At 69.3% G+C, this 19,127-nt stretch carries 15 protein-coding genes and 2 pseudogenes; 2 read left to right on the top strand and 15 right to left on the bottom strand.

Features of this window, described 5'->3' with window-relative positions; all coding sequences use genetic code 11:
• Positions 1–18: 18 nt before the first annotated feature.
• The 9 genes from J2Y70_RS00355 to J2Y70_RS00315 form a co-directional block, all read right to left on the bottom strand.
• Positions 19–534 (bottom strand): hypothetical protein, encoded by a 516-nt coding sequence (locus J2Y70_RS00355; RefSeq protein WP_309912193.1) that lies wholly within the window; start codon positions 532–534, stop codon positions 19–21.
• 178 nt (positions 535–712) lie between these two features.
• On the bottom strand, positions 713–1,957 hold the full coding sequence (locus J2Y70_RS00350; protein WP_309912191.1) for a zinc-dependent metalloprotease: 1,245 nt from the start codon (positions 1,955–1,957) through the stop codon (positions 713–715).
• Positions 1,958–2,282: 325 nt separating this feature from the next.
• Positions 2,283–3,104, bottom strand: a complete 822-nt coding sequence (locus J2Y70_RS00345; protein ID WP_263397448.1) for a ferritin-like domain-containing protein — start codon at positions 3,102–3,104, stop codon at positions 2,283–2,285.
• A 22-nt stretch (positions 3,105–3,126) separates the two neighbouring features.
• On the bottom strand, positions 3,127–4,593 hold the full coding sequence (gene purF, locus J2Y70_RS00340) for an amidophosphoribosyltransferase (RefSeq protein ID WP_263397447.1): 1,467 nt from the start codon (positions 4,591–4,593) through the stop codon (positions 3,127–3,129).
• Positions 4,594–4,621: 28 nt separating this feature from the next.
• A complete protein-coding gene (locus tag J2Y70_RS00335) occupies positions 4,622–5,383 on the bottom strand; it encodes a CvpA family protein (protein WP_309912186.1) in 762 nt (253 codons plus the stop codon).
• A 97-nt stretch (positions 5,384–5,480) separates the two neighbouring features.
• Positions 5,481–6,521, bottom strand: coding sequence for an SPOR domain-containing protein (locus tag J2Y70_RS00330; RefSeq protein ID WP_263397445.1), 1,041 nt, complete (start codon positions 6,519–6,521; stop codon positions 5,481–5,483).
• A gap of 69 nt (positions 6,522–6,590) precedes the next feature.
• Positions 6,591–7,853, bottom strand: a complete 1,263-nt coding sequence (gene folC / locus J2Y70_RS00325; protein ID WP_309912184.1) for a bifunctional tetrahydrofolate synthase/dihydrofolate synthase — start codon at positions 7,851–7,853, stop codon at positions 6,591–6,593.
• Positions 7,854–8,229: 376 nt separating this feature from the next.
• Complete coding sequence (locus tag J2Y70_RS00320) at positions 8,230–8,874, bottom strand: histidine phosphatase family protein (RefSeq protein WP_309912182.1); 645 nt, start codon at positions 8,872–8,874, stop codon at positions 8,230–8,232.
• Positions 8,875–9,052: 178 nt separating this feature from the next.
• Positions 9,053–11,206: a S46 family peptidase gene (locus J2Y70_RS00315; RefSeq protein ID WP_309912180.1), complete on the bottom strand. Its 2,154-nt coding sequence runs from the start codon at positions 11,204–11,206 to the stop codon at positions 9,053–9,055.
• 162 nt (positions 11,207–11,368) lie between these two features.
• Here J2Y70_RS00315 and tdh point away from each other — a divergent pair, with 162 nt between their 5' ends.
• On the top strand, positions 11,369–12,400 hold the full coding sequence (gene tdh / locus J2Y70_RS00310; RefSeq protein WP_263397441.1) for an L-threonine 3-dehydrogenase: 1,032 nt from the start codon (positions 11,369–11,371) through the stop codon (positions 12,398–12,400).
• Between the two features lie 124 nt (positions 12,401–12,524).
• Here the strand turns inward: tdh and J2Y70_RS00305 are convergent, their stop codons facing one another.
• The 6 genes and pseudogenes from J2Y70_RS00305 to J2Y70_RS00280 form a co-directional block, all read right to left on the bottom strand.
• The gene (locus J2Y70_RS00305) at positions 12,525–13,232 is read right to left on the bottom strand and encodes a TorF family putative porin (RefSeq protein WP_309912177.1); all 708 of its coding nucleotides are present in this window, start codon (positions 13,230–13,232) and stop codon (positions 12,525–12,527) included.
• A gap of 353 nt (positions 13,233–13,585) precedes the next feature.
• The gene (locus J2Y70_RS00300; RefSeq protein ID WP_309912175.1) at positions 13,586–14,629 is read right to left on the bottom strand and encodes a sulfate/molybdate ABC transporter ATP-binding protein; all 1,044 of its coding nucleotides are present in this window, start codon (positions 14,627–14,629) and stop codon (positions 13,586–13,588) included.
• 7 nt (positions 14,630–14,636) lie between these two features.
• Positions 14,637–15,596 (bottom strand): sulfate ABC transporter permease subunit CysW, encoded by a 960-nt coding sequence (gene cysW, locus J2Y70_RS00295; protein ID WP_309912173.1) that lies wholly within the window; start codon positions 15,594–15,596, stop codon positions 14,637–14,639.
• 1 nt (position 15,597) lies between these two features.
• A pseudogene (locus tag J2Y70_RS00290) lies at positions 15,598–16,038 on the bottom strand (ABC transporter permease subunit); the annotation flags it as partial.
• Between the two features lie 246 nt (positions 16,039–16,284).
• Positions 16,285–16,698 (bottom strand): annotated as a pseudogene (locus J2Y70_RS00285) (molybdate ABC transporter permease subunit); the annotation flags it as partial.
• Between the two features lie 4 nt (positions 16,699–16,702).
• A complete protein-coding gene (locus J2Y70_RS00280; RefSeq protein WP_309912171.1) occupies positions 16,703–17,725 on the bottom strand; it encodes a sulfate ABC transporter substrate-binding protein in 1,023 nt (340 codons plus the stop codon).
• Positions 17,726–17,924: 199 nt separating this feature from the next.
• Between J2Y70_RS00280 and kbl the strand changes: the two genes are divergently transcribed.
• Positions 17,925–19,127, top strand: a complete 1,203-nt coding sequence (kbl, locus tag J2Y70_RS00275; protein ID WP_309912169.1) for a glycine C-acetyltransferase — start codon at positions 17,925–17,927, stop codon at positions 19,125–19,127.

The raw sequence follows: 19,127 nt of genomic DNA, 5'->3' as shown, positions 1-19,127 counted from the left end.
ACAGACGAGCGGCGCGGGCTAGAGCATGCCGCCGGTGCGGTCCTGCGCACGTTGTGCATAGCCGACGAAATCGCCCTCGGCCACGTCGTACCATAGGATCGCGCCGGAGCGTTCGACCCGGTAGCGGTCGCGCACCGGCGCGGTCTGCGGGTCGCCCGGGCAGCCGTCGCCGTGCTTCTCGCGCACCGCGAACTCGATCGCAGCCGGTGCGGCGGCGGCGGCTCCGCTGATCGCGGGTGGCGGAGCAGCGGCGTCATCGGCCACCGGTTCGGCGTCGGTCTCGGCGTCGTACTGCAGGCACTGCGCATCGGCATAGACATGGTCGGCCGCCAGCCGCGTCTCCAGCATGTCCAGCGCCCGGGTTTCGTCGAAGGCCGCCGCAGGCGCATCGCGCGCGACAGGGGCGGCGGCCGGTGCAGCAGCGCTGGCCGGCGCCTGCTGCGGCGCTGCCGGCGGATCGGCCGCCGGGCCGCAGCCCATGCTCAATATCGCCAGCGCCAAGGCGGCTGGCACGCCTATGCTCTTCAACACCATCGCCGGATCCACACGTAGTGAGCGGTGCGCGCCGGCCCATGCCGGACACGTCGTCGCGCAGCATAGCCGAAGCCGGACGCCACGGCGTCCGCCCGGCCTGCAGGATCGGCAAGCGGGGCGTTCCGGCACGCGCCTGGCGCGGCTTGCACCGGAACGCCGCTGGAACGTACTGCCTCGGTCAGCGGAACGCGGCGACCGCCGCCTTGGTGTTGACCAGCACGCGCTGGTTGTCGGCGCTGGTGGCATTGCCCATCGGCACGCCGCCGTAGGTAATGTTCGGGTTGGACCAGTAGTTCAGGCGCGGGCAGTTGACCGGGCAGTTGTAGGCCATGATCGTGCGCCAGTTGTTGCCGTAGCGGTAGCCGTGGCCATAGGCGTACGGCGAGGTGCTGGGATCGGTGGCGATGTCGTGGCGCGCGCTCTGCAGGTGGCCGATCTCGTGGGCGAAGCTGTAATAGCCCGTGGCGCAGTCCCAGTACACCGCGGCGAACGCGGTGGCCGCGGTCGAGCCGATGCCCGAGGCCAGGCCGCAGTAGCTGGCGTTGTCGATGATCAGCACGCCGACGTCGGCGGCCACGCTGTTGCGCGTGGTGTGGATGCTGTCCATGTAGCCGTCGCTGGTGCCGCGGAAGCGGGTCAGGTCGGTGGTGAAGTTGCCCGACTCGGTATAGGTGGTGGTCTGATAGCCGGCGAGGACCAAGTTGATGCCGACGTTGCTGTTGACATAGCCCTGGTTGGACTCGGCCACCGCCAGCTGCACCAGCGACTGCATGTTGCCGCCGTAGCCGCTCACCGCCTGGTTGGTGGCCACCACCAGCACGCGGATCGTCGCGGTCGGGCCGGCGGTCGGGGACGCGATGACCGCGCGGTCGTCGATCGCGGCCTGCGGCATGCGGATGGTCGGCAGCAGCGCGTATTCGCCCGGATGCTCGGCCGGCATGCGGCTTTCGTCGACCTCGACCAGCACGTGGCCGCCGCCGGCAATCGGACGCAGGTGGAACAGCGTGCCGTTGCTGCGGATGCTGCCGGTGATGGTGTCGCCGCTGCGCACCAGGATCGCCGAATTCAGCGGATCCAGGCCGGAGCGGGCGCGCGCCTTGGCCGCGGCGGCATTGCCGAGATTGCCGTACCAGATGCTGTTGCCGCCTTCCAGCCGCTCGGTCTTCAGTTGCGTGGCGGTGACGCGCTGGCCCAGCAGGTCCAGTTCCAGCTGCGCCTGCGTGGCATCGACCGCGGCGGCGTCCACGCGCACGCTCTGCACGGCGCCGGTGGCGGGATTGGCCAGCACGCGGCTCAATCCGGGCTCGCCAGGAATGGCCTTGGAAATGTACTGACTGCTCTGGAACAGGGGTTTTCCGGCCGCGGAGGCGGAACCGGCGACACACAGGGCAAGCATCGCGGTAAGGCAGCAGATCGACTTCATGTCGTACTCCCAGGGGTGGTGAGAAGAGACGGAGCGTCGTCCCTCGCGCAGAAGGCGCGTCCACAGCGCGCGGAGGATTCCGATTAGCCGCCCGGCCGACAGCCAGCGCAAGCGACAAATGCGCGGCGTTTCCACTCAGAGATAGCCATTCCAGAAGGCGCCGTGATCGCCATCAACGCCGACGACGTCGTGGTTCACGCATCGACTGCACCTGCACGCCATTTCATCTTCGTCATGTCAGCGGCCCGCGCCAGTCGGTGCCGTGCGCGGTCGGTGCAGGAAGGCCCACCCGGCAGCGCGCGCTGCGCAGTTTCGCCGCCGCGCGTCAACCTGCCTGGTGCTGCAGCGCCAGCAGTTCGTCCTCGTCGAAGCCGGCCAGCAAGCGTGCCGGCAGGTTGAACGGGCCGTGCAGATAGCCGCCGGCGTATTCGCGCAGCAGCTCGGCGAAACGGGCGCGCGGCTCGATGCCGGCGCGCGCGCAATACCAGCGGTACCAGCGCGAGCCGGCGGCGACGTGCGCCACTTCCTCGCGCAGGATCAGTTCCAGGATCTCGACCGTGGCCTCGTCACCGAGCGCGCGCAGCTTGACGATCATGCCCGGGGTCACATCCAGCCCGCGCGCCTCCAGCACGCGCGGCACCAGCGCCATGCGCGCCAGGCCGTCGTGCGCGGTCTTCTCGCACATCTCCCACAGCCCGTTGTGCGCGGCGAAATCGCCGTAGTCGTGGCCCAGCGCGCGCAGCCGATCGCGCAGCAGCGCGAAGTGGCGCGATTCGTCGGCTGCCACCGCCACCCAGTCGGCATAGAACGCGTCGGGCAATCCGCGGAAGCGGTACACCGCATCCCAGGCCAGGTCGATCGCGTTGAGCTCGATGTGCGCGATCGCATGGACGAAGGCGGCGCGGCCTTCGGCGCTGCCGAGCCCGCGCCGCGGCAGCTCGCGCGGATGCACCAGCACTGGCCGCGGCGGACGCCCCGGCATGCGGATCGGCTCCGGTTCGCCGGCATCGGCCGGCACGCGCAGTTCGCCGGCGGCGAACGCAGCGGCGTAGTGCTGGGTCAGGGCGACCTTGTCCTCGGGCGCGCTGGCGGCCAGGCACCGCCGCGCGGCTTGCAGCAGATCTCCGCCGGCGTGCGCGTCCTGCATCCGTGCGCTCCGCAGCGCCGCGTCAGGCGCGGCGCTTCTTCTTCGCTTCGTCCGAACGCAGTTGCATGATGCGCTCGAAGTAGCCGGGCTCGATGCCGGTGGTGTATTCGCCGTTGAAGCACGAGGAATCGAAGGTCTTCAGTTCCGGGTTGCCCTCGCGCACCGCGGTCTCCAGGTCTTCCAGGTCCTGGTAGATCAGCCAGTCGCAGCCGAGGAATTCCTGGATCTCCTGCTCGCTGCGGCCGTGCGCGATCAGCTCGTCGGCGGCCGGCATGTCGATGCCGTAGATGTTCGGGTAGCGCACCGGCGGCGCGGCGCTGGCCAGGTAGACCTTGCGCGCGCCGGCCTCGCGCGCCATCTGCACGATCTGCCGGCTGGTGGTGCCGCGCACGATCGAATCGTCGACCAGCAGCACCACGCGGTTGCGGAACTCCAGGTGGATCGGATTGAGCTTGCGGCGCACCGACTTCACCCGCTCGACCTGCCCCGGCATGATGAAGGTGCGGCCGACGTAGCGGTTCTTGACGAAGCCCTCGCGGTACTTCACCCCGAGCACGTTGGACATCTCCAGCGCGGCGTCGCGCGAGGTGTCCGGGATCGGGATGATGGTGTCGATGTCGTGGTCCGGGCGCAGGCGCAGGATCTTCTCGCCCAGCTTCATGCCCATGCGCATGCGCGCCTTGTGCACCGAGACGTTGTCGATCATCGAGTCCGGGCGCGCGAAGTACACGTACTCGAAGATGCACGGGGTATGGTCGGTCGGCGAGGCGCAGACCTCGGAGAACAGCTCGCCGCGGCCGGTGATGACCAGCGCCTCGCCCGGGCGCACGTCGCGCAGGCGGGTGAAGCCGAGGATGTCCAGCGCCGAGGACTCGGAGGCGACGATGTACTCGTCGCCTTCGGCGCTCTCGCGCTTGCCCAGCACCAGCGGACGGATGCCGTGCGGGTCGCGGAACGCCACCAGGCCCAGGCCCAGCACCACGCTGACCACCGCGTAGCCGCCCTTGCAGCGGCGGTGCACGCCGGCCACCGCGCGGATCGCCGCTTCCGGGGTCAGCATGCGCTGCGCGTCCAGCTCGTAGGCGAACACGTTCAGCAGCACTTCGCTGTCCGAATCGGTGTTGATGTTGCGCCGGTCGGCCTCGAACACCTGCTGCCGCAGCGCCTCGGTATTGATCAGGTTGCCGTTGTGCGCCAGCGCGATGCCGTAGGGCGAATTGACGTAGAACGGCTGCGCCTCGTCCATGCCTTCCGAGCCGGCGGTGGGGTAGCGGCAATGGGCGATGCCGACCCGGCCTTCCAGCACCGCCATGCGCTTCTCGTCGAAGACGTCGCGGACCAGGCCATTGGCTTTCTGTACGCGCAGGCGGGTGCCATCGGCGGTGGCGATGCCTGCGGCATCCTGTCCGCGATGCTGCAGCACGGCCAGGCCGTCATACAGTTGCGCAGCGACATTCTGATTGCCGACGATTCCGACGATGCCACACATTTGAGCGCTCTCCGCGGCGACTGCGCCGCTATTGGGAAGGTGGCCGTGCCTGGCCGTTGGATTCGACCCGTGCCGGGTCGTTTGCTGCCGGACGCGCCTGCGCCGGATCGATGTTCGCAGGCAGAACCTGGGTCGGATCGCCTCCGGGCTGCGCGGATTGGGCACCCGGACGCCCCAGGGCCTTGGACACGATGTCCTGCAGGCCGCTGGCCGACAGGGCATTGCCCAGGGCGGCATTATCGCCTGCCGCGGGCAACTTGCCCAAATCCATCTGCTGCATGTTCATCTGCTGCATGTTCAGTTGCGGCATCTGCGGCATCTGCGGCATGCGCCAGTCCGGCAACTGCGCGCGCATCCAGTGCACGCCGGGGCTGAGCACCGGCAGCACCACCGACTGGCGCCAGGCCGGTTCGCGGGTCAGCGGGGTGAAGCTCATCAGCAGCACCAGCACCGCGGCGAAGAACCCGCCGCGCAGCGTGCCCAGGCCGAAGCCGAGCGCGCGGTCGGTGCCGGACAGCGCAGTGGCGCGCACCGCGCTGCGGATCACCATGCCGGTGATGCCGACCACCGCCATCGTCACCACGAAGGTCAGCGCATAGCCGCCGAGGTAGTAGGTCATGCTCGGGCGCGCGCCGTCGGCCAGCCAGCGCCCGGCGTCGCCGCCGAACTGGAAGGTGGCCCAGCCGGACAGCAGCCACGACAGCGTGCCGACCACGATGCCGACGAAGCCGCGCAGGGCGCCCAGCAGCGCCGAGACCAGGATCACCGCCAGCAGCACCATGTCGATCATGCGCGCCTCCCGCGGCCGTGCCGCAGCATGGCGACGGCGACGCGTCGCGGTTCCCTTCCCTGGTACATGCTTGCGACTCCGCGGGCCGAAACCCGGTTCAAGGGTGTGGACGTACCATACCGCTGATGCCGACCTTCGATGCGACCTGCGCGCGCAGCTGCTCGGCATCGGCGCGATTGGCGACCGGGCCGACCCGCACCCGGTTCAAGGCGCCCTTGTCGGTGCGCACCTGTTCGACGAAGGCGCTGAAGCCGGCAGCGCGAACCTTGTCGCGCAAGGCGTTGGCATCCTCGGCCTTGCCGAAGGCGCCCAGCTGCACGGCGAAGCCGGTGCCGGACGCGGCCGGGGCCGCCGGCACGCTCGGGGCGGGCTTGGCCGCCGCGACCGGTGCCGGCGTCGCCGCCGGCTTGGCCGGTTCGGGCCTGGCCGGTTCCGGCTTGGGCGTCGCGGCGACCGGCGGCTTGGCCGCGGCCACCGGCTTGGCCGGCTCCGGCGGCAGGGTTTCGGTCTTGGCCGGCGCGGCGGCGGCTGGCGCCGCGGCAGCCACCGACGTGGCGCTCGGCGCGTCCAGGGTCACCACCTGGGCGTTGACGTCGTTGCGCACCTTGACCGCCTGCAGCCGCACCGACTCGGCCTGGGCGCGGTCGGCATACGGGCCGATGCGCACGCGCCAGGCCTGGCGCCCACCGATCGTGGCCGCCTCGCGGAAGCCCGGCAGCTGCGCCTGCTTGAGCCGCGCGATCACCGCATCGGCGTCGGCCGGCGTGGAGTAGGCGCCGAAATTGACCGCGTAGTTGCCGGCCGCCACGGTCGGCGGCAGCGGCTGCGCGGCACTGCCGGCGGCGGCCGGCGCTGGCGTGGCTAGGTCGGCGGCATCGGGGTTGTCCTGCACCGGCGCCGGCGCGGCAGGCGCGCTGGCCATGCCCACGGCGCCGCCGCTGGGCGTGTCGCCCGGCGTCACCAGCGGCAATTCGCGGGTCTGGAACTGGCCGTCGGCCGGAGCGTCCGGGGCGTTCAGCGGGACATTGGCGACGCCGCTGTCGGGCGCGGGGCCCTTGACCAGCATCGGCAGGAAGATCACGGCGAGCGCCACCAGGACGAGGGCGCCAATCAGTCGCTGTTTCAGGACGGTATCCACGGAAAGCTTGAGGGGGCGGCATGGCGGAGTGCCGCCGCGATTATAAGGTCGGGCCGGCCGCCGGCGGGGTCAGCCGGCTGAATGCAGCCAGTGCAAGGCGTCGGCGGCGGTGCGGAACGAGCCGAATACCAACACCCGATCGCCCGGCTGCGCCTGCGCCAGGGCCTGCTGCAGCGCCTGCGCCACGCTGTCGGCGACCGTGGCCGCAGCCGCCGCGTCGGTACCGGCCAGACGCGCCTGCAACTGCGCACCGCTCTGGCCGCGCGCGCCCGGCAGCCCGGCCAGGTACCAGGCAGCGACCTGCCCGGCCAGCGCCTGCACCACGCCGGCCGCGTCCTTGTCGGCCAGGGCGGCGAACACCGCGCGGGTGCTGCCGGCGCGCGGTTGCGCCTGCAGCGCCGCGGCCAGCTCGCGCGCGGCCTGCGGGTTGTGGCCGACGTCGACCAGCACCTCCACGTCATCGCGCACGAACGGCTGCAGGCGTCCGCGCAGCTGCGTCGCGGCGATGCCTTCGGCATAGGCGGTGCGCGGCAAGGCTTTGCGCAGCGCGCGCAACGCGGCGATGGCGGTGGCGGCATTGGCGCGCTGCACCGGCGCGCGCAGCTGCGGCGATGGCAGTTCCAGTGTGGTGCCGACGTCGCGCCAACGCCATTGCTCGGCGTCGATCGGCTCATGGAAGAAATCGCTGCCGGCGCGGATCGCGTTGGCGCCGATCGCATAGGCGCGGCGCAGCACGCTCGACGGCGGATCGATCTCGCCCAGCACCAGCGGCTTCCACGGCCGCGCGATGCCGGCCTTCTCCGCACCGATCGCCTCGCGGTCCGCGCCCAGCCAGTCGGTGTGGTCGATGTCGACGGTGGTGATCACCGCCACGTCGGCATCGACCAGGTTCACTGCGTCCAGGCGCCCGCCCAGGCCCACTTCCAGCACCGCCAGGTCCAGGTCGGCCTGCTCGAACAGCCACAGCGCGGCCAGCGTGCCGTACTCGAAATAGGTCAGCGGCGTGTCGCCGCGCGCGGCCTCCACCGCATCGAAGCCGGCCACCAGTTGCGCGTCGCCGGCCTCTTCGCCGCCGATGCGCACGCGCTCGTTGTAGCGCAACAGGTGCGGCGAGGTGTAGCTGCCCACCGCCCAGCCGCCGGCGCGTGCGATCGCCTCGACGAAGGCCACGGTCGAGCCCTTGCCGTTGGTACCGCCGACGGTGATGACCTTCTTCGCCGGCCGGGTCAGGCGCATGCGTCCGGCCACCGCGCGCACGCGCTCCAGGCCCATCGCGATGTCCTGTGGGTGTTGCTGCTCGATGTAGGCGAGCCATTCGGGGAGGGTTTTCATACGTTCGACTGGACTCGACTGATGCGCCGACAGCGCTTGAATCGCCGGGGTTGTGCTTTGCATTTGCTTTGGCTTTCCCGGGCCCCGTGAGGCACGGCAAGCCGATCGGACGAAAACCCCGCAGGGGCGGCGCGCACGATGCGCGCCGTTTTTCGACGGCACATGGATGTGCCGCCGAAAAATGTCCGGTCGGCTTGCGCACCCGGAGCGCGCAGCGCGGAGGGCGTGCCGCCCGGGTGTGCCGCCCGGGTGTGCTTTCTTTTGGTTACTTTTCTTTGCACAAGCAAAGAAAAGTGACTCGCGCCGAGCGCGAAAGCATTTGCTCATGTCTTTGCGTCGCGCTAGCGAACCATGATGCGAAAACTTGGAACAGAGCCTACAGCGCCCGGTGCTTGGCCTCGCCGAAGAACGGGGTGTGGTGCGCGCAATCGTTCAGGCGCACCACTTCCAGATGCTCCACGTCCGGGCCTTCGAGCAGGTTCAGCGTGGTCGGCGCCTGGCGGAAGCTCCACAGCTTGGCGATCGGCAGGCCCAGCACCCGGCACAGGATCACCCGGTTGACCGCATCGTGCGCCACCACCAATAAGGTTTCGTCCCCGCCCAGGCCCTCGGCGGCGCGGGTCAGACCGCGCCAGGAACGGTCCAGCACCTGGCGCAGCGATTCGCCGCCCGGCATCAGCACCGTGTCCGGCTCCTCGCGCCAGGCGCGCAGCCGCGCCGGATCCTTGTCGTTGATCTCGCTGGCCAGCAGGCCTTCCCATTCGCCGTGAGCGATTTCCTGCAGGTCCGGATCGGTCAGCAGCATCGCCTCGCGCTCCGCGCCGAGCGCGTAGCGGGCCGTGCTCTGCGCGCGCGACAGCGGCGAGGCCACCGCGCGAGTCAGCGGCACCTCGCGCAAACGGGCGCCGAGCGCCTGCGCCTGCGTTTCGCCGACCGGCGACAACGCGATGTCGATCTGGCCCTGGTAGCGGCCTTCGGCGTTCCACGGGGTTTCGCCGTGACGAGCGAGCAGGATGCGCATGCTGCGGAATTCCGTTTGGGAGAGGTCCCGCCTCGCGAACGAAACGGAGCGGCATGATACCTGCTCCGTTGCCGGAAACCCCCGAACCGCATCCCGCTCCGCCGCCGCAACCGCCACCGTTTAGCGGCGGGCAGGCCAGGCACTGGCGGCGGCCGCGCGCCGCCGCCGTGCCGCGCGGTTACTGCTTCAGGTTCAGCTCTTTCAGCAGCCGCGGCGCCGGCGCCACTTCCTGCATGATCCAGTGCAGGTAGCGCGCATCGACCGCGATCATCCGGGTCATGGCCGGGTCGAACACCCAGTTGGAGCTCACCGACTCCCAGTTGCCGTCGAACGCCAGGCCGACCAGCTTGCCTTGCGCATCCAGCACCGGCGAGCCGGAGTTGCCGCCGGTGATGTCCAGGTCGGACAGGAAATTGACCGGCACCGAACCCAACCGCTTGTCCTCCAGCCCGCCGTAGCGCTTGGCCTTGGCCGCGTCGAGCAAGGCCTTCGGCGAATCGAACGGATCGGCGCCGGTGTCCTTGGCCAGCACGCCTTCCAGCGTGGTGAACGGGGTGTAGGCCACGCCGTCCTTGGGCGTATAGCCCTTGACGTTGCCGAAGGTGATGCGCAGCGAGGAGTTGGCGTCCGGATAGACCGACTCGCCCTGGCTCTTCTTGTAGTCGGCCAGCGCCTGCAGGTAACGCGGACGCGCCAGCAGCTCCTCGCCTTCGCGGCGCTTTTCCTCGCGCTCGATCTGCAGCAGCGCCGGCATCAGCGCGACCGCGTAGCGGAGCGCCGGGTCGTCGCTGGCTTCGAACGCGGCACGATCGGCGCGCAGCCACTTCAGGCGTTCCTCGGTGCTGCCCAGCCTGGTGCCGGCCAGGCGCGCGGCGGCGGTCTGCGCATCGGCGCCGGACAGCCACTGGTCCAGCGCCGGCAGCCGCTGCGCCTTGGGCAGCTTCAGGTACTGGTCGAACCAGTAGCGCTGCAGCTGTCCATCCATCGAGGCGACGTAGCGGCGCTCCATCTGCTTCTGCGCGCCCTCGATCTCCGGCAGGTCGCGCTCCTGGTAGCCGGGCTCGCGCTCGGCGTCGGGCTTGGCCCGTTCGATCGACAAGCGGTACAGCGACACCGCACTGCCGAGCACGCCGGTGCGGCGCAACTGGCGCAGCACCAGATCGCGGTCACGGGTCGCCTTGGCCTGGTCGTCCAGCGCCAGCAACTGCGCATGCGCCTGCAGCGCGGCTTTGCCGTCGCGGCCCTGGCGCTTGAGCCAGGCCAGCACCGCGCGTTCCTCGGCCTGCTTCTGCGCGGCCGCGTCGATGCGCTTGAAGCCCTCCAGCTGCCCTTCGTAGTTCTTGGCGACGTTGTTCCAGCTGGCCATCGTCGCCGCGTACTTCACCTGGATGTCCGGGTCCTGCTTGCCGGCCTGCTCCACCAGCGCGATCAGGTCGCGGTACTGGCGCCCTGCGGTCGGATAGGCCCAGCCGGCGGTGGCATCGAATTCCGAGGCCAGCGCGTACCGGTTGGTGCGGCCCGGATAGCCGGCCACCATCACGAAATCGCCGGCGCCCAGCGGCTGGTCGGCGAACTTCAGGAAATGCTTGGGCTGGTACGGCACGTTGTCCTTGGCGTAGGCGGCCGGCTTGCCATCCTTGCCGACATAGGCGCGGTAGAACGAGAAATCGCCGGTGTGGCGCGGCCACATCCAGTTGTCGACGTCGCCGCCGAACTTGCCGATCCCCGACGGCGGTGCGTACGCCAGGCGCACGTCGCGGATCTCCAGGGTGCGGAACAGCCGGTAGGTGTTGCCGCCGGCGAAGCTGTACAGCTCGCAGCGGTAGCCGGCCTCGGCTTCGCAGGCCGCGACCTGGGCCTTGTCGAACGCCTCCAGCGCCTGGGTGCGCTTGAGCGCGTCGGCGCCGGCAACCGCCATCGCTGCCTTGGCCTGCTCGGTGACGTCGCTGATGCGGTCGAGCACGTAGATGCGCGCGTTCGGCCCGGCGCTGAGTTCGGCGCCGGCGCTGGCCGCGCTGAAACCGTCGCGAATCAGGTTCTTCTGCGGCGTGGAATTGAGCTGGATCGCGCCGTAGGCGCAATGGTGATTGGTCACCACCAGGCCCTGCGGGGAGACGAAGCTGGCGGTGCAGCCGCCCAGCGACACCACCGCGCCCATCGGATCGCCGGTCAGGTCGGCCAGTTGCTGCGGCGACAGCTTCAGTCCGGCCTGCTGCAGCGGGCCGGCGATATCCGGCAATTGCTGCGGGACCCACATGCCTTCGCCGGCATGGGCGGCCGGGGCACAAGCCAGGGTGGCGACAACGGCGACAGCCAACAGATTCGAGCGCATCGAATGGATTCCTTCGCGACTAACGTTAGACAGACGTTAGATTGTAACGAACGCAACCGATCCCGCGACCGTGACCAACGGCACCCCGCACGCGCCGCAACATGGCCGCGCCCGCGGGCGGCTTATACTTCGCGCCCTCTCAACCCCGAGTCTTGCACCGCCATGGCGCAAACAATGAAAGCGCTGGTCAAGCGCGACGCAGCCAAGGGCATCTGGCTGGAACAGGTGCCGGTGCCGGTACCCGGCCCCAACGAGGTGCTGATCAAGCTGGAGAAGACCGCGATCTGCGGCACCGACCTGCACATCTACCTGTGGGACGAATGGAGCCAGCGCACGATCAAGCCCGGCCTGACCATCGGCCACGAGTTCGTCGGCCGCATCGCCGAGCTCGGCTCGGCGGTCAGCGGCTACCAGATCGGCCAGCGCGTGTCGGCCGAAGGCCACATCGTCTGCGGGCATTGCCGCAACTGCCGCGGCGGTCGCCCGCACCTGTGCCCGAACACGGTCGGCATCGGCGTCAACGTCAACGGCGCCTTCGCCGAATACATGGTGATGCCGGCCTCCAACCTGTGGCCGATCCCGGACCAGATCCCGTCGGAACTGGCCGCGTTCTTCGATCCGTACGGCAACGCCGCGCACTGCGCGCTGGAGTTCGACGTGATCGGCGAGGACGTGCTGATCACCGGCGCCGGCCCGATCGGCATCATCGCCGCCGGCATCTGCAAGCACATCGGCGCGCGCAACGTGGTGGTCACCGACGTCAACGACTTCCGCCTCAAGCTGGCCGCCGACATGGGCGCCACGCGCGTGGTCAACGTCGCCAACACCTCGCTCAAGGACGTGATGGCCGATCTGCACATGGAAGGCTTCGACGTCGGCCTGGAGATGAGCGGCAACCCGCGCGCGTTCAACGACATGCTCGACTGCATGTACCACGGCGGCAAGATCGCCATGCTCGGCATCATGCCGCGCGGCGCCGGCGCCGACTGGGACAAGATCATCTTCAAGGGCCTGACCGTGCAAGGCATCTACGGCCGCAAGATGTACGAGACCTGGTACAAGATGACCCAGCTGGTGCTGTCCGGCTTCCCGCTCGGCAAGGTGCTGACCCACCAGCTGACCATCGACGAATTCCAGAAGGGCTTCGACCTGATGGAAGAAGGCAAGGCCGGCAAGGTGGTGTTGAGCTGGTGATGCCTGCCGCGGCGGCGGCGATGCCGCCCGCTGCGTCGGCTGGGTCTGCGTAATCGTCTTGGTCATCGCACAAAAAAGAAGGGCGCCCCAGGCGCCCTTCTTCGTTCGCGACGCTGCGCCCCGATCAGAACGCGATCGTGCCCGAGACCACGACACGGTGGTCGGCCAGCTTCTCGCCGAAGTTCTGGTTGCCTTTGTCGTCGGTGTCGTAGTAGCCCACGCTCAGCGCCAGCGGACCGACCGCCTTGCCGACGCTGACGCTGTAGTCGGTGTAGTCCTGGTACTGGGGCAGCGCGCTGGCATAGGTGGTGCGGCCGACGTGCGCGCCGATGGTGAACTCGTGCGGCAGGGTCCAGTTCCCGTCCAGCGCGTAGTAGAAGCTGTCCTCGTCCAGGCCGTAGATGTCGTCGGTGTAGGCGACGGTCAGCGCGTAGGTGTCGAGGAACTTGGTCTTGGTGATCAGCTCGTTGTAGTTCGAACCGCCGGCACCGGGATAGCCGTAACGGTTGATCATCACGTCGAAGTTCCAGTTCTCGGAGAAGTCGACGTTGTAGCCGATGAAACCGTCCACTTCCCAGTCCGGATCGCCGGCGCCGAAATCGACGTTGGAGCCCCAGGTGCCGACGTACAGGCCGAACGGCGAGGTGTAGGTGAGGCCGGCCTGGAACGCGGCGCCTTCGTCGGTCTGCGACACGCCGCGGAACACGTAGTCGCTGACCACGCCGTAGGAACCGGAGATCGGCGAGGCAGGCGCCTCGTCCTGGGCCAGGGCACTCAACGGAGAGGCGGCCAGCGCTACGGCCAGGGCGACACCAAGCTTGATCTTGTTCACCGGTAATTCTCCTGCGGTTGTCGAGGGGGTGGTTCCAGCGCCTTGCCCCGCACTGGCTTCACACTTTTTTAACCGCTTTTTTCTTGCAGTGCAACACTTTCAAGACAAACCAGTCATTCCAGGCCTTGCGCGGGCGTTCTTGGGGTCAAAGCTTGTCTACGTCATGCCACGCGGTCGGCGCCGGCCCAGGCCCATCGGCAAAAACAGTTGTGGGAGCGACTTCAGTCGCGACGGGCCTTATCGGGAAAGCCTCGTCGCGACTGAAGTCGCTCCCACAATCCAGTCCGCTTGCCCGCAGACGCTCGTCGAAACGCGCGAGCGCCGCCGCTGCGCGCCTGGGCCCGAATGAATCGCTAGCTGCGCTGCGCGAACAGGCCGAAGCGGCGCGCGCTCAGTTGCAGCACTTGCCCGGGCGCATAGCGCGCCGTGCCCTCGCCCGCCGGCAGTTCCACTTCCACTTCATCCTGGCCATGCGCCAGCTGCGCGCGCAGACGCAGCCGCGAACCGCTGCGCTGCGAGGACAGCACCGTCGCCGCCCAGCCGCTGTCGCTGGGCGCCAGATCTTCCGGGCGCACGTACAGATCGACCGGGCCGCTGGACAGCGGCGTGTCCGGCGCCGGCAGCGCCAGTCCGGCGACCTGCAACTGGCCGTCGTGCAGTTGCGCCGGCAGCCGGTTGACCGCACCGACGAAGCCGTACACGAACGGCGACACCGGGCGGTCGTAGACATCGGCCGGGCTGCCGAGCTGTTCGATGCGCCCGCGGTTGAGGATCGCCACGCGGTCGGCCAGTTCCAGCGCCTCTTCCTGGTCGTGGGTGACGAACACGGTGGTCAGCCCGGTGCGGTCGTGCAGCTCGCGCAGCCAGCGCCGCAGGTCGCGCCGCACCTGCGCGTCGAGCGCGCCGAACGGTTCGTCCAGCAGCAGCACGCGCGGCTCGATCGCCAGCGCGCGCGCCAGGGCCACGCGCTGGCGCTGGCCGCCGGACAGCTGCGTCGGATAGCGCAACTCCAGTCCGTCCAGTTGCACCAGCGCGAGCAGTTCGCTCACCCGCGCACGGATCGCCGCCTCGGCCAGGCGCTCGGCGCCGCGGCGCACGCGCAGGCCGAAGGCGATGTTGTCGCGCACGGTCATGTGCCGGAACAGCGCGTAGTGCTGGAACACGAAGCCGACCCGGCGCGACTGCACCGGCAGGCCGGTCGCGTCCTCGCCGTCGATCAGCACGCGCCCGGCATCGGCATGCTCCAGCCCGGCGATCACCCGCAACAACGTGGTCTTGCCCGAGCCGGACGGCCCCAGCAGCGCCAGCAACTCGCCCTGGCGGATGTCCAGGCTGACGTCGTCGAGCGCGACGAATTCGTCGAAACGCTTGCCCAGGTGCTGTACGCGGATGGTCATCGCAACCTCAATGTCGGTGATTGGCGGCCAGCGATTCGCCGTGGCGCCATTCCAGATAGGACTTCAGCGCCAGGGTCAGCAGCGCGGTCAGCGCCAGCAGGCTGGCGCAGGCGAACGCGGCGCTGTAGGCGTATTCGTTGTAGAGGATTTCCACGTGCAGCGGCAGCGTGTTGGTGCGCCCGCGGATGTGCCCGGACACCACCGACACCGCGCCGAACTCGCCCATCGCCCGCGCACTGCACAGCAGCACGCCGTACAACAGGCCCCAGCGGATGTTGGGCATGGTCACCCGCCAGAACATCTGCCAACCGTTGGCGCCCAGGCTCAACGCCGCCAGTTCCTCGTCGCTGCCCTGCTGCTCCATCAGCGGCATCAGCTCGCGGGCGATGAACGGGAAGGTGACGAAGGTCGTCGCCAGCACGATGCCGGGCAGCGCGAACACGATCCGCGGCAGTTGCAGCAGCACCTCGCCGAACACAGGCAGGTGCAGCCGCCAGCCTTCGTCGATCAGCGGCCAGGCCCAGCCGCTGCGGCCGAAGATCAGGATGAAGACCAGGCCGGCGACCACCGGCGACACCGAGAACGGCAGGTCGATCAGGCTCACCAGCAGACGCTTGCCCGGAAAGCGATGCTTGCTCACCGCCCACGCCGCGGCCACGCCGAACACCAGGTTCAACGGCACCACGATCGCGGTCACCAGCAGGGTCAGGCGGATCGCGGCCAGCGCATCCGGATCGGAGACCGCCCGCCAGAACACGCCCAGGCCGCCGCGCAGCGCTTCGACGAACACCAGCAGCAGCGGCAGGAACAGGAACGCCAGCAGGAAGCCCAACGCGCCGAGGATCAGCAACGCCTGCACCCACCGCGGTTCGGTGGTGACCGACGCGGCGCGGCGGCGGACGGGCGGCGATGCGCTCAACGCGTTCTCCGAAAACGGCACGGTCAACGTGGACACGGTATCGCTCATCTCAATGCGCCGCCAGGCCGCGCCGCGCGAACCGCGCCTGCACGCCGTTGACCAGCAGCAGCATCACCAGCGACAGCAGCAGCATCGCCGCGGCGATGGCGGTGGCGCCGGCATAGTCGAATTCCTCCAGGCGGATGGTGATCAGCAGCGGCGCGATCTCGGTCGCGTTGGGCAGGTTGCCGGCGATGAAGATCACCGAGCCGTATTCGCCCACGCCGCGCGCGAAGGCCAGCGCGAAGCCGGTCAGCACCGCCGGCCACAGTCCGGGCAGCACCACGCGGCGGATGGTCTGCCAGCGGCCGGCGCCGAGCGTGGCAGCGGCCTCCTCCAGTTCGCGCTCGGCCTCGGCCAGCACCGGCTGCACGATCCGCACCACGAACGGCAGGCCCACGAACACCAGCGCCACCACGATGCCGAGCGGCGTGTACGCGACCTTGATCCCGTCGGCTCCGCTCGCCTGCATCAGCCCGGCATAACCGATCACGATGACGCCGATGCACACTGCGGCCAGACTCGCCGCGGCCACGGCACCGAACAGGCGGCGCAGCGCCAACAGCGGTGCCGGCAGCACGGCATGGCCGCGGCGCAGCAGCGCATAGCCGCCGGCGGACAGAGCCAGCAGCAGCGCCAGCCGCGGCCACAACCAGGCCAGGGTCGGCAAGTTGGCCGCCAACGCCTGCGCCGGCTGCTCCAGCCACTGCCCGACCCAGCCGTTGCCGCCGTACAGCGCGGTCAGCGCGATGCCGGCCACCGCGGTCGGCAGGGCGAACGGCAGGTCGATCATCGCGTCGAACAGGCGCTTGCCGGGGAAGCGGTAACGCACGAACACCCAGGCCACCCAGGTGCCCATCACCGCGTTGAACGCGGCAGCGACGAAGGCGGTGCCGAAGCTGACCCGCAGCGCCGACAGCACCCGCGGTTCGCTCCACACCTGCCACACGCCGTGCCAGCCCAAGCCGCTGGTCTTGAGCACCACGCCCAGCAACGGGATCAGCACCACCAGGCCAAGCCAGGCAAGCGTGATCCCCAGGCTCAGGCCGAGCCCGGGGATCACCCTGCGCCGCGACCGCGGCCGCGTGCCTGCCACGGCATTCACTCCCATCGCGTCACTTGCTCGCCTGGATCTGGTCGAACAGGCCGCCGTCGTTGAAGTGTTCGGCCTGGGCCTTGGCCCAGGAGCCGAACTGCTGGTCGATGGTCACCAGCTGCACCTTCGGCAGGCGCGCGATGTCGGCGCGGTCGGCGTACTCGGGATGGCGCGGACGGTAGTAGTGCCTGGCCGCGATCTTCTGCCCTTCCGGCGAATACAGGTATTTCAGGTACTCCTCGGCGGCGGCGCGGGTGCCGTGCTTGTCCACGTTCTTGTCGACCACCGCCACCGACGGTTCGGCCAGGATCGACAGCTTCGGCACCACGATCTCGAACTTGTCCTTGCCCAGTTCCTCCTGGGCCAGGAACGCCTCGTTCTCCCAGGCCAGCAGCACGTCGCCGATGCCGCGCTGGACGAAGGTGGTGGTGGCGCCACGCGCGCCGGTGTCCAGCACCGGCACGTTGCGGAACAGCGCGCGCATGTAGCCTAGGATGCGCTCGCGGTCGCCCTTGAAGATGTGGTCGGCGTAGGCCCAGGCGGCCAGGTAGTTCCAGCGCGCGCCGCCGGAGGTCTTCGGGTTCGGGGTGATCACCGACACGCCGGTGCGCAGCAGGTCCGGCCAGTCCTTGATCTTCTTCGGATTGCCCTTGCGCACCAGGAACACGATGGTGGAGGTGTACGGCGCGCTGTTGTCGGGCAGGCGCTTGGCCCAGCCCGGGTCGATCAGCTTGCCCTTCTCGGCGATCGCGTCCACGTCGTAGGCCAGCGCCAGCGTCACCACGTCGGCCTCGACCCCGTCGATGACCGAGCGCGCCTGCTTGCCGGAACCGCCGTGCGAGGTTTCCACCGTCACCTTGTCGCCGCTGTGGGTCTGTTCCCAGTGCTTGGCGAAGGCCGTGTTGTAGTCGCGGTACAGCTCGCGCGTGGGATCGTAGGACACGTTGAGCAGTTGCACGTCGCGCGCGGCCGCGGTGCCGACGAACGCGCACAGCGCGAGCGCGAGCAGCGGGCTGAATCGGCGCGGCAGGAGGCTGGGCATGGGCGGATCTCCGGAGTGAGGGGGCGGGCGGCACGGCGGTCCGGCCGCGCGAACCACGGCCAGTGCGCCATGCTGCGCAGCCGCATTCGTACGGTGAAATGACTTCGCCGCCGATGCTTATGCCATTTGTGCATGACGCCCGCCGACCTTCGCATACGCCGCGTTAAAATCTTCGCTTCTTTCCCTGCGCGTGCCCGTCATGACCGATTCCCGCCTCACCCAGCACTACGCCGACGAACTGGACACGATCCGCGCGCAGGGCCTGTTCAAGTCCGAGCGCATCATCGTCGGTCCGCAGTCGGCCGAGATCACCCTGGCCGACGGCCGCACGGTGCTGAACTTCTGCGCCAACAACTATCTCGGCCTGGCCGACCACCCGGACCTGATCCAGGCCGCCAAGGACGCGCTCGACAGCCATGGCTTCGGCATGGCCTCGGTGCGCTTCATCTGCGGCACCCAGGACCTGCACAAGCAACTGGAAGCGCAGATCGCCACGTTCTTCGGCACCGAGGACACCATCCTCTACGCCGCCTGCTTCGACGCCAACGGCGGCCTGTTCGAACCGCTGCTCGGCGAAGCCGATGCGATCATCTCCGACGCGCTCAACCACGCTTCGATCATCGACGGCGTGCGCCTGTGCAAGGCCAAGCGCTTCCGCTACGCCAATTGCGACATGGCCGACCTGGAAGCGCAGCTGCAGGCCGCCGACGCGGCCGGCTGCAAGACCAAGCTGATCACCAGCGACGGCGTATTCTCGATGGACGGCTTCATCGCCCCGCTGGACGAGATCACCGCGCTGGCGCGCAAGTACGGCGCGCTGGTGCACATCGACGAATGCCATGCCACCGGCTTCCTCGGCGCGACCGGCCGCGGCTCGGCCGAGGTCAAGGGGGTGATGGACAAGATCGACATCTTCACCGGCACCCTGGGCAAGGCGATGGGCGGCGCGCTGGGCGGCTTCACCACCGGCCGGCGCGAGGTGATCGAACTGCTGCGCCAGCGCTCGCGCCCCTATCTGTTCTCCAACTCGTTGCCGCCGCACGTGGTCGCCGCCGGGATCAAGGCGTTCGCGATGCTGGATGCGGCCGACGCCCTGCGCGCGCAACTGGTCGAGAACACCCGCCACTTCCGCGAGCGCATGGCCGCGGCCGGCTTCGACATCAAGCCCGGCACCCACCCGATCTGCCCGGTGATGCTGTACGACGCGCCGCTGGCGCAGCGCTTCGCCGAGCGGCTGCTGGAGGAAGGCATCTACGCGATCGGCTTCTTCTTCCCGGTGGTGCCCAAGGGCCAGGCGCGGATCCGCACCCAGATCAGCGCCGCGCACACCCGCGAGCAGTTGGACCGGGCGATCGACGCGTTCGTGCGGATCGGGCGCGAGTTGAACGTGATCCCTGCCTGA

Origin of the sequence: Xanthomonas sp. 1678, assembly GCF_031455575.1 — a bacterium.
Classification (GTDB): Bacteria; Pseudomonadota; Gammaproteobacteria; order Xanthomonadales; family Xanthomonadaceae; genus Xanthomonas_A.
Note: the sequence above shows the minus strand (reverse complement) of the source record. Positions and strands in the feature narration are given on the sequence as shown.

Excerpts from the sequence above, each read along its gene's own strand:
- J2Y70_RS00345 (WP_263397448.1), bottom strand. The coding sequence starts at position 3,104 with ATGCAGGACGCGCACGCCGGCGGAGATCTGCTGCAAGCCGCGCGGCGG.
- J2Y70_RS00350 (WP_309912191.1), bottom strand. The coding sequence starts at position 1,957 with ATGAAGTCGATCTGCTGCCTTACCGCGATGCTTGCCCTGTGTGTCGCC.
- J2Y70_RS00355 (WP_309912193.1), bottom strand. The coding sequence starts at position 534 with ATGGTGTTGAAGAGCATAGGCGTGCCAGCCGCCTTGGCGCTGGCGATA.
- tdh (WP_263397441.1), top strand. The coding sequence starts at position 11,369 with ATGGCGCAAACAATGAAAGCGCTGGTCAAGCGCGACGCAGCCAAGGGC.
- J2Y70_RS00320 (WP_309912182.1), bottom strand. The coding sequence starts at position 8,874 with ATGCGCATCCTGCTCGCTCGTCACGGCGAAACCCCGTGGAACGCCGAA.
- kbl (WP_309912169.1), top strand. The coding sequence starts at position 17,925 with ATGACCGATTCCCGCCTCACCCAGCACTACGCCGACGAACTGGACACG.
- J2Y70_RS00335 (WP_309912186.1), bottom strand. The coding sequence starts at position 5,383 with ATGATCGACATGGTGCTGCTGGCGGTGATCCTGGTCTCGGCGCTGCTG.
- folC (WP_309912184.1), bottom strand. The coding sequence starts at position 7,853 with ATGAAAACCCTCCCCGAATGGCTCGCCTACATCGAGCAGCAACACCCA.
- purF (WP_263397447.1), bottom strand. The coding sequence starts at position 4,593 with ATGTGTGGCATCGTCGGAATCGTCGGCAATCAGAATGTCGCTGCGCAA.
- J2Y70_RS00315 (WP_309912180.1), bottom strand. The coding sequence starts at position 11,206 with ATGCGCTCGAATCTGTTGGCTGTCGCCGTTGTCGCCACCCTGGCTTGT.
- cysW (WP_309912173.1), bottom strand. The coding sequence starts at position 15,596 with ATGAGCGATACCGTGTCCACGTTGACCGTGCCGTTTTCGGAGAACGCG.
- J2Y70_RS00300 (WP_309912175.1), bottom strand. The coding sequence starts at position 14,629 with ATGACCATCCGCGTACAGCACCTGGGCAAGCGTTTCGACGAATTCGTC.
- J2Y70_RS00280 (WP_309912171.1), bottom strand. The coding sequence starts at position 17,725 with ATGCCCAGCCTCCTGCCGCGCCGATTCAGCCCGCTGCTCGCGCTCGCG.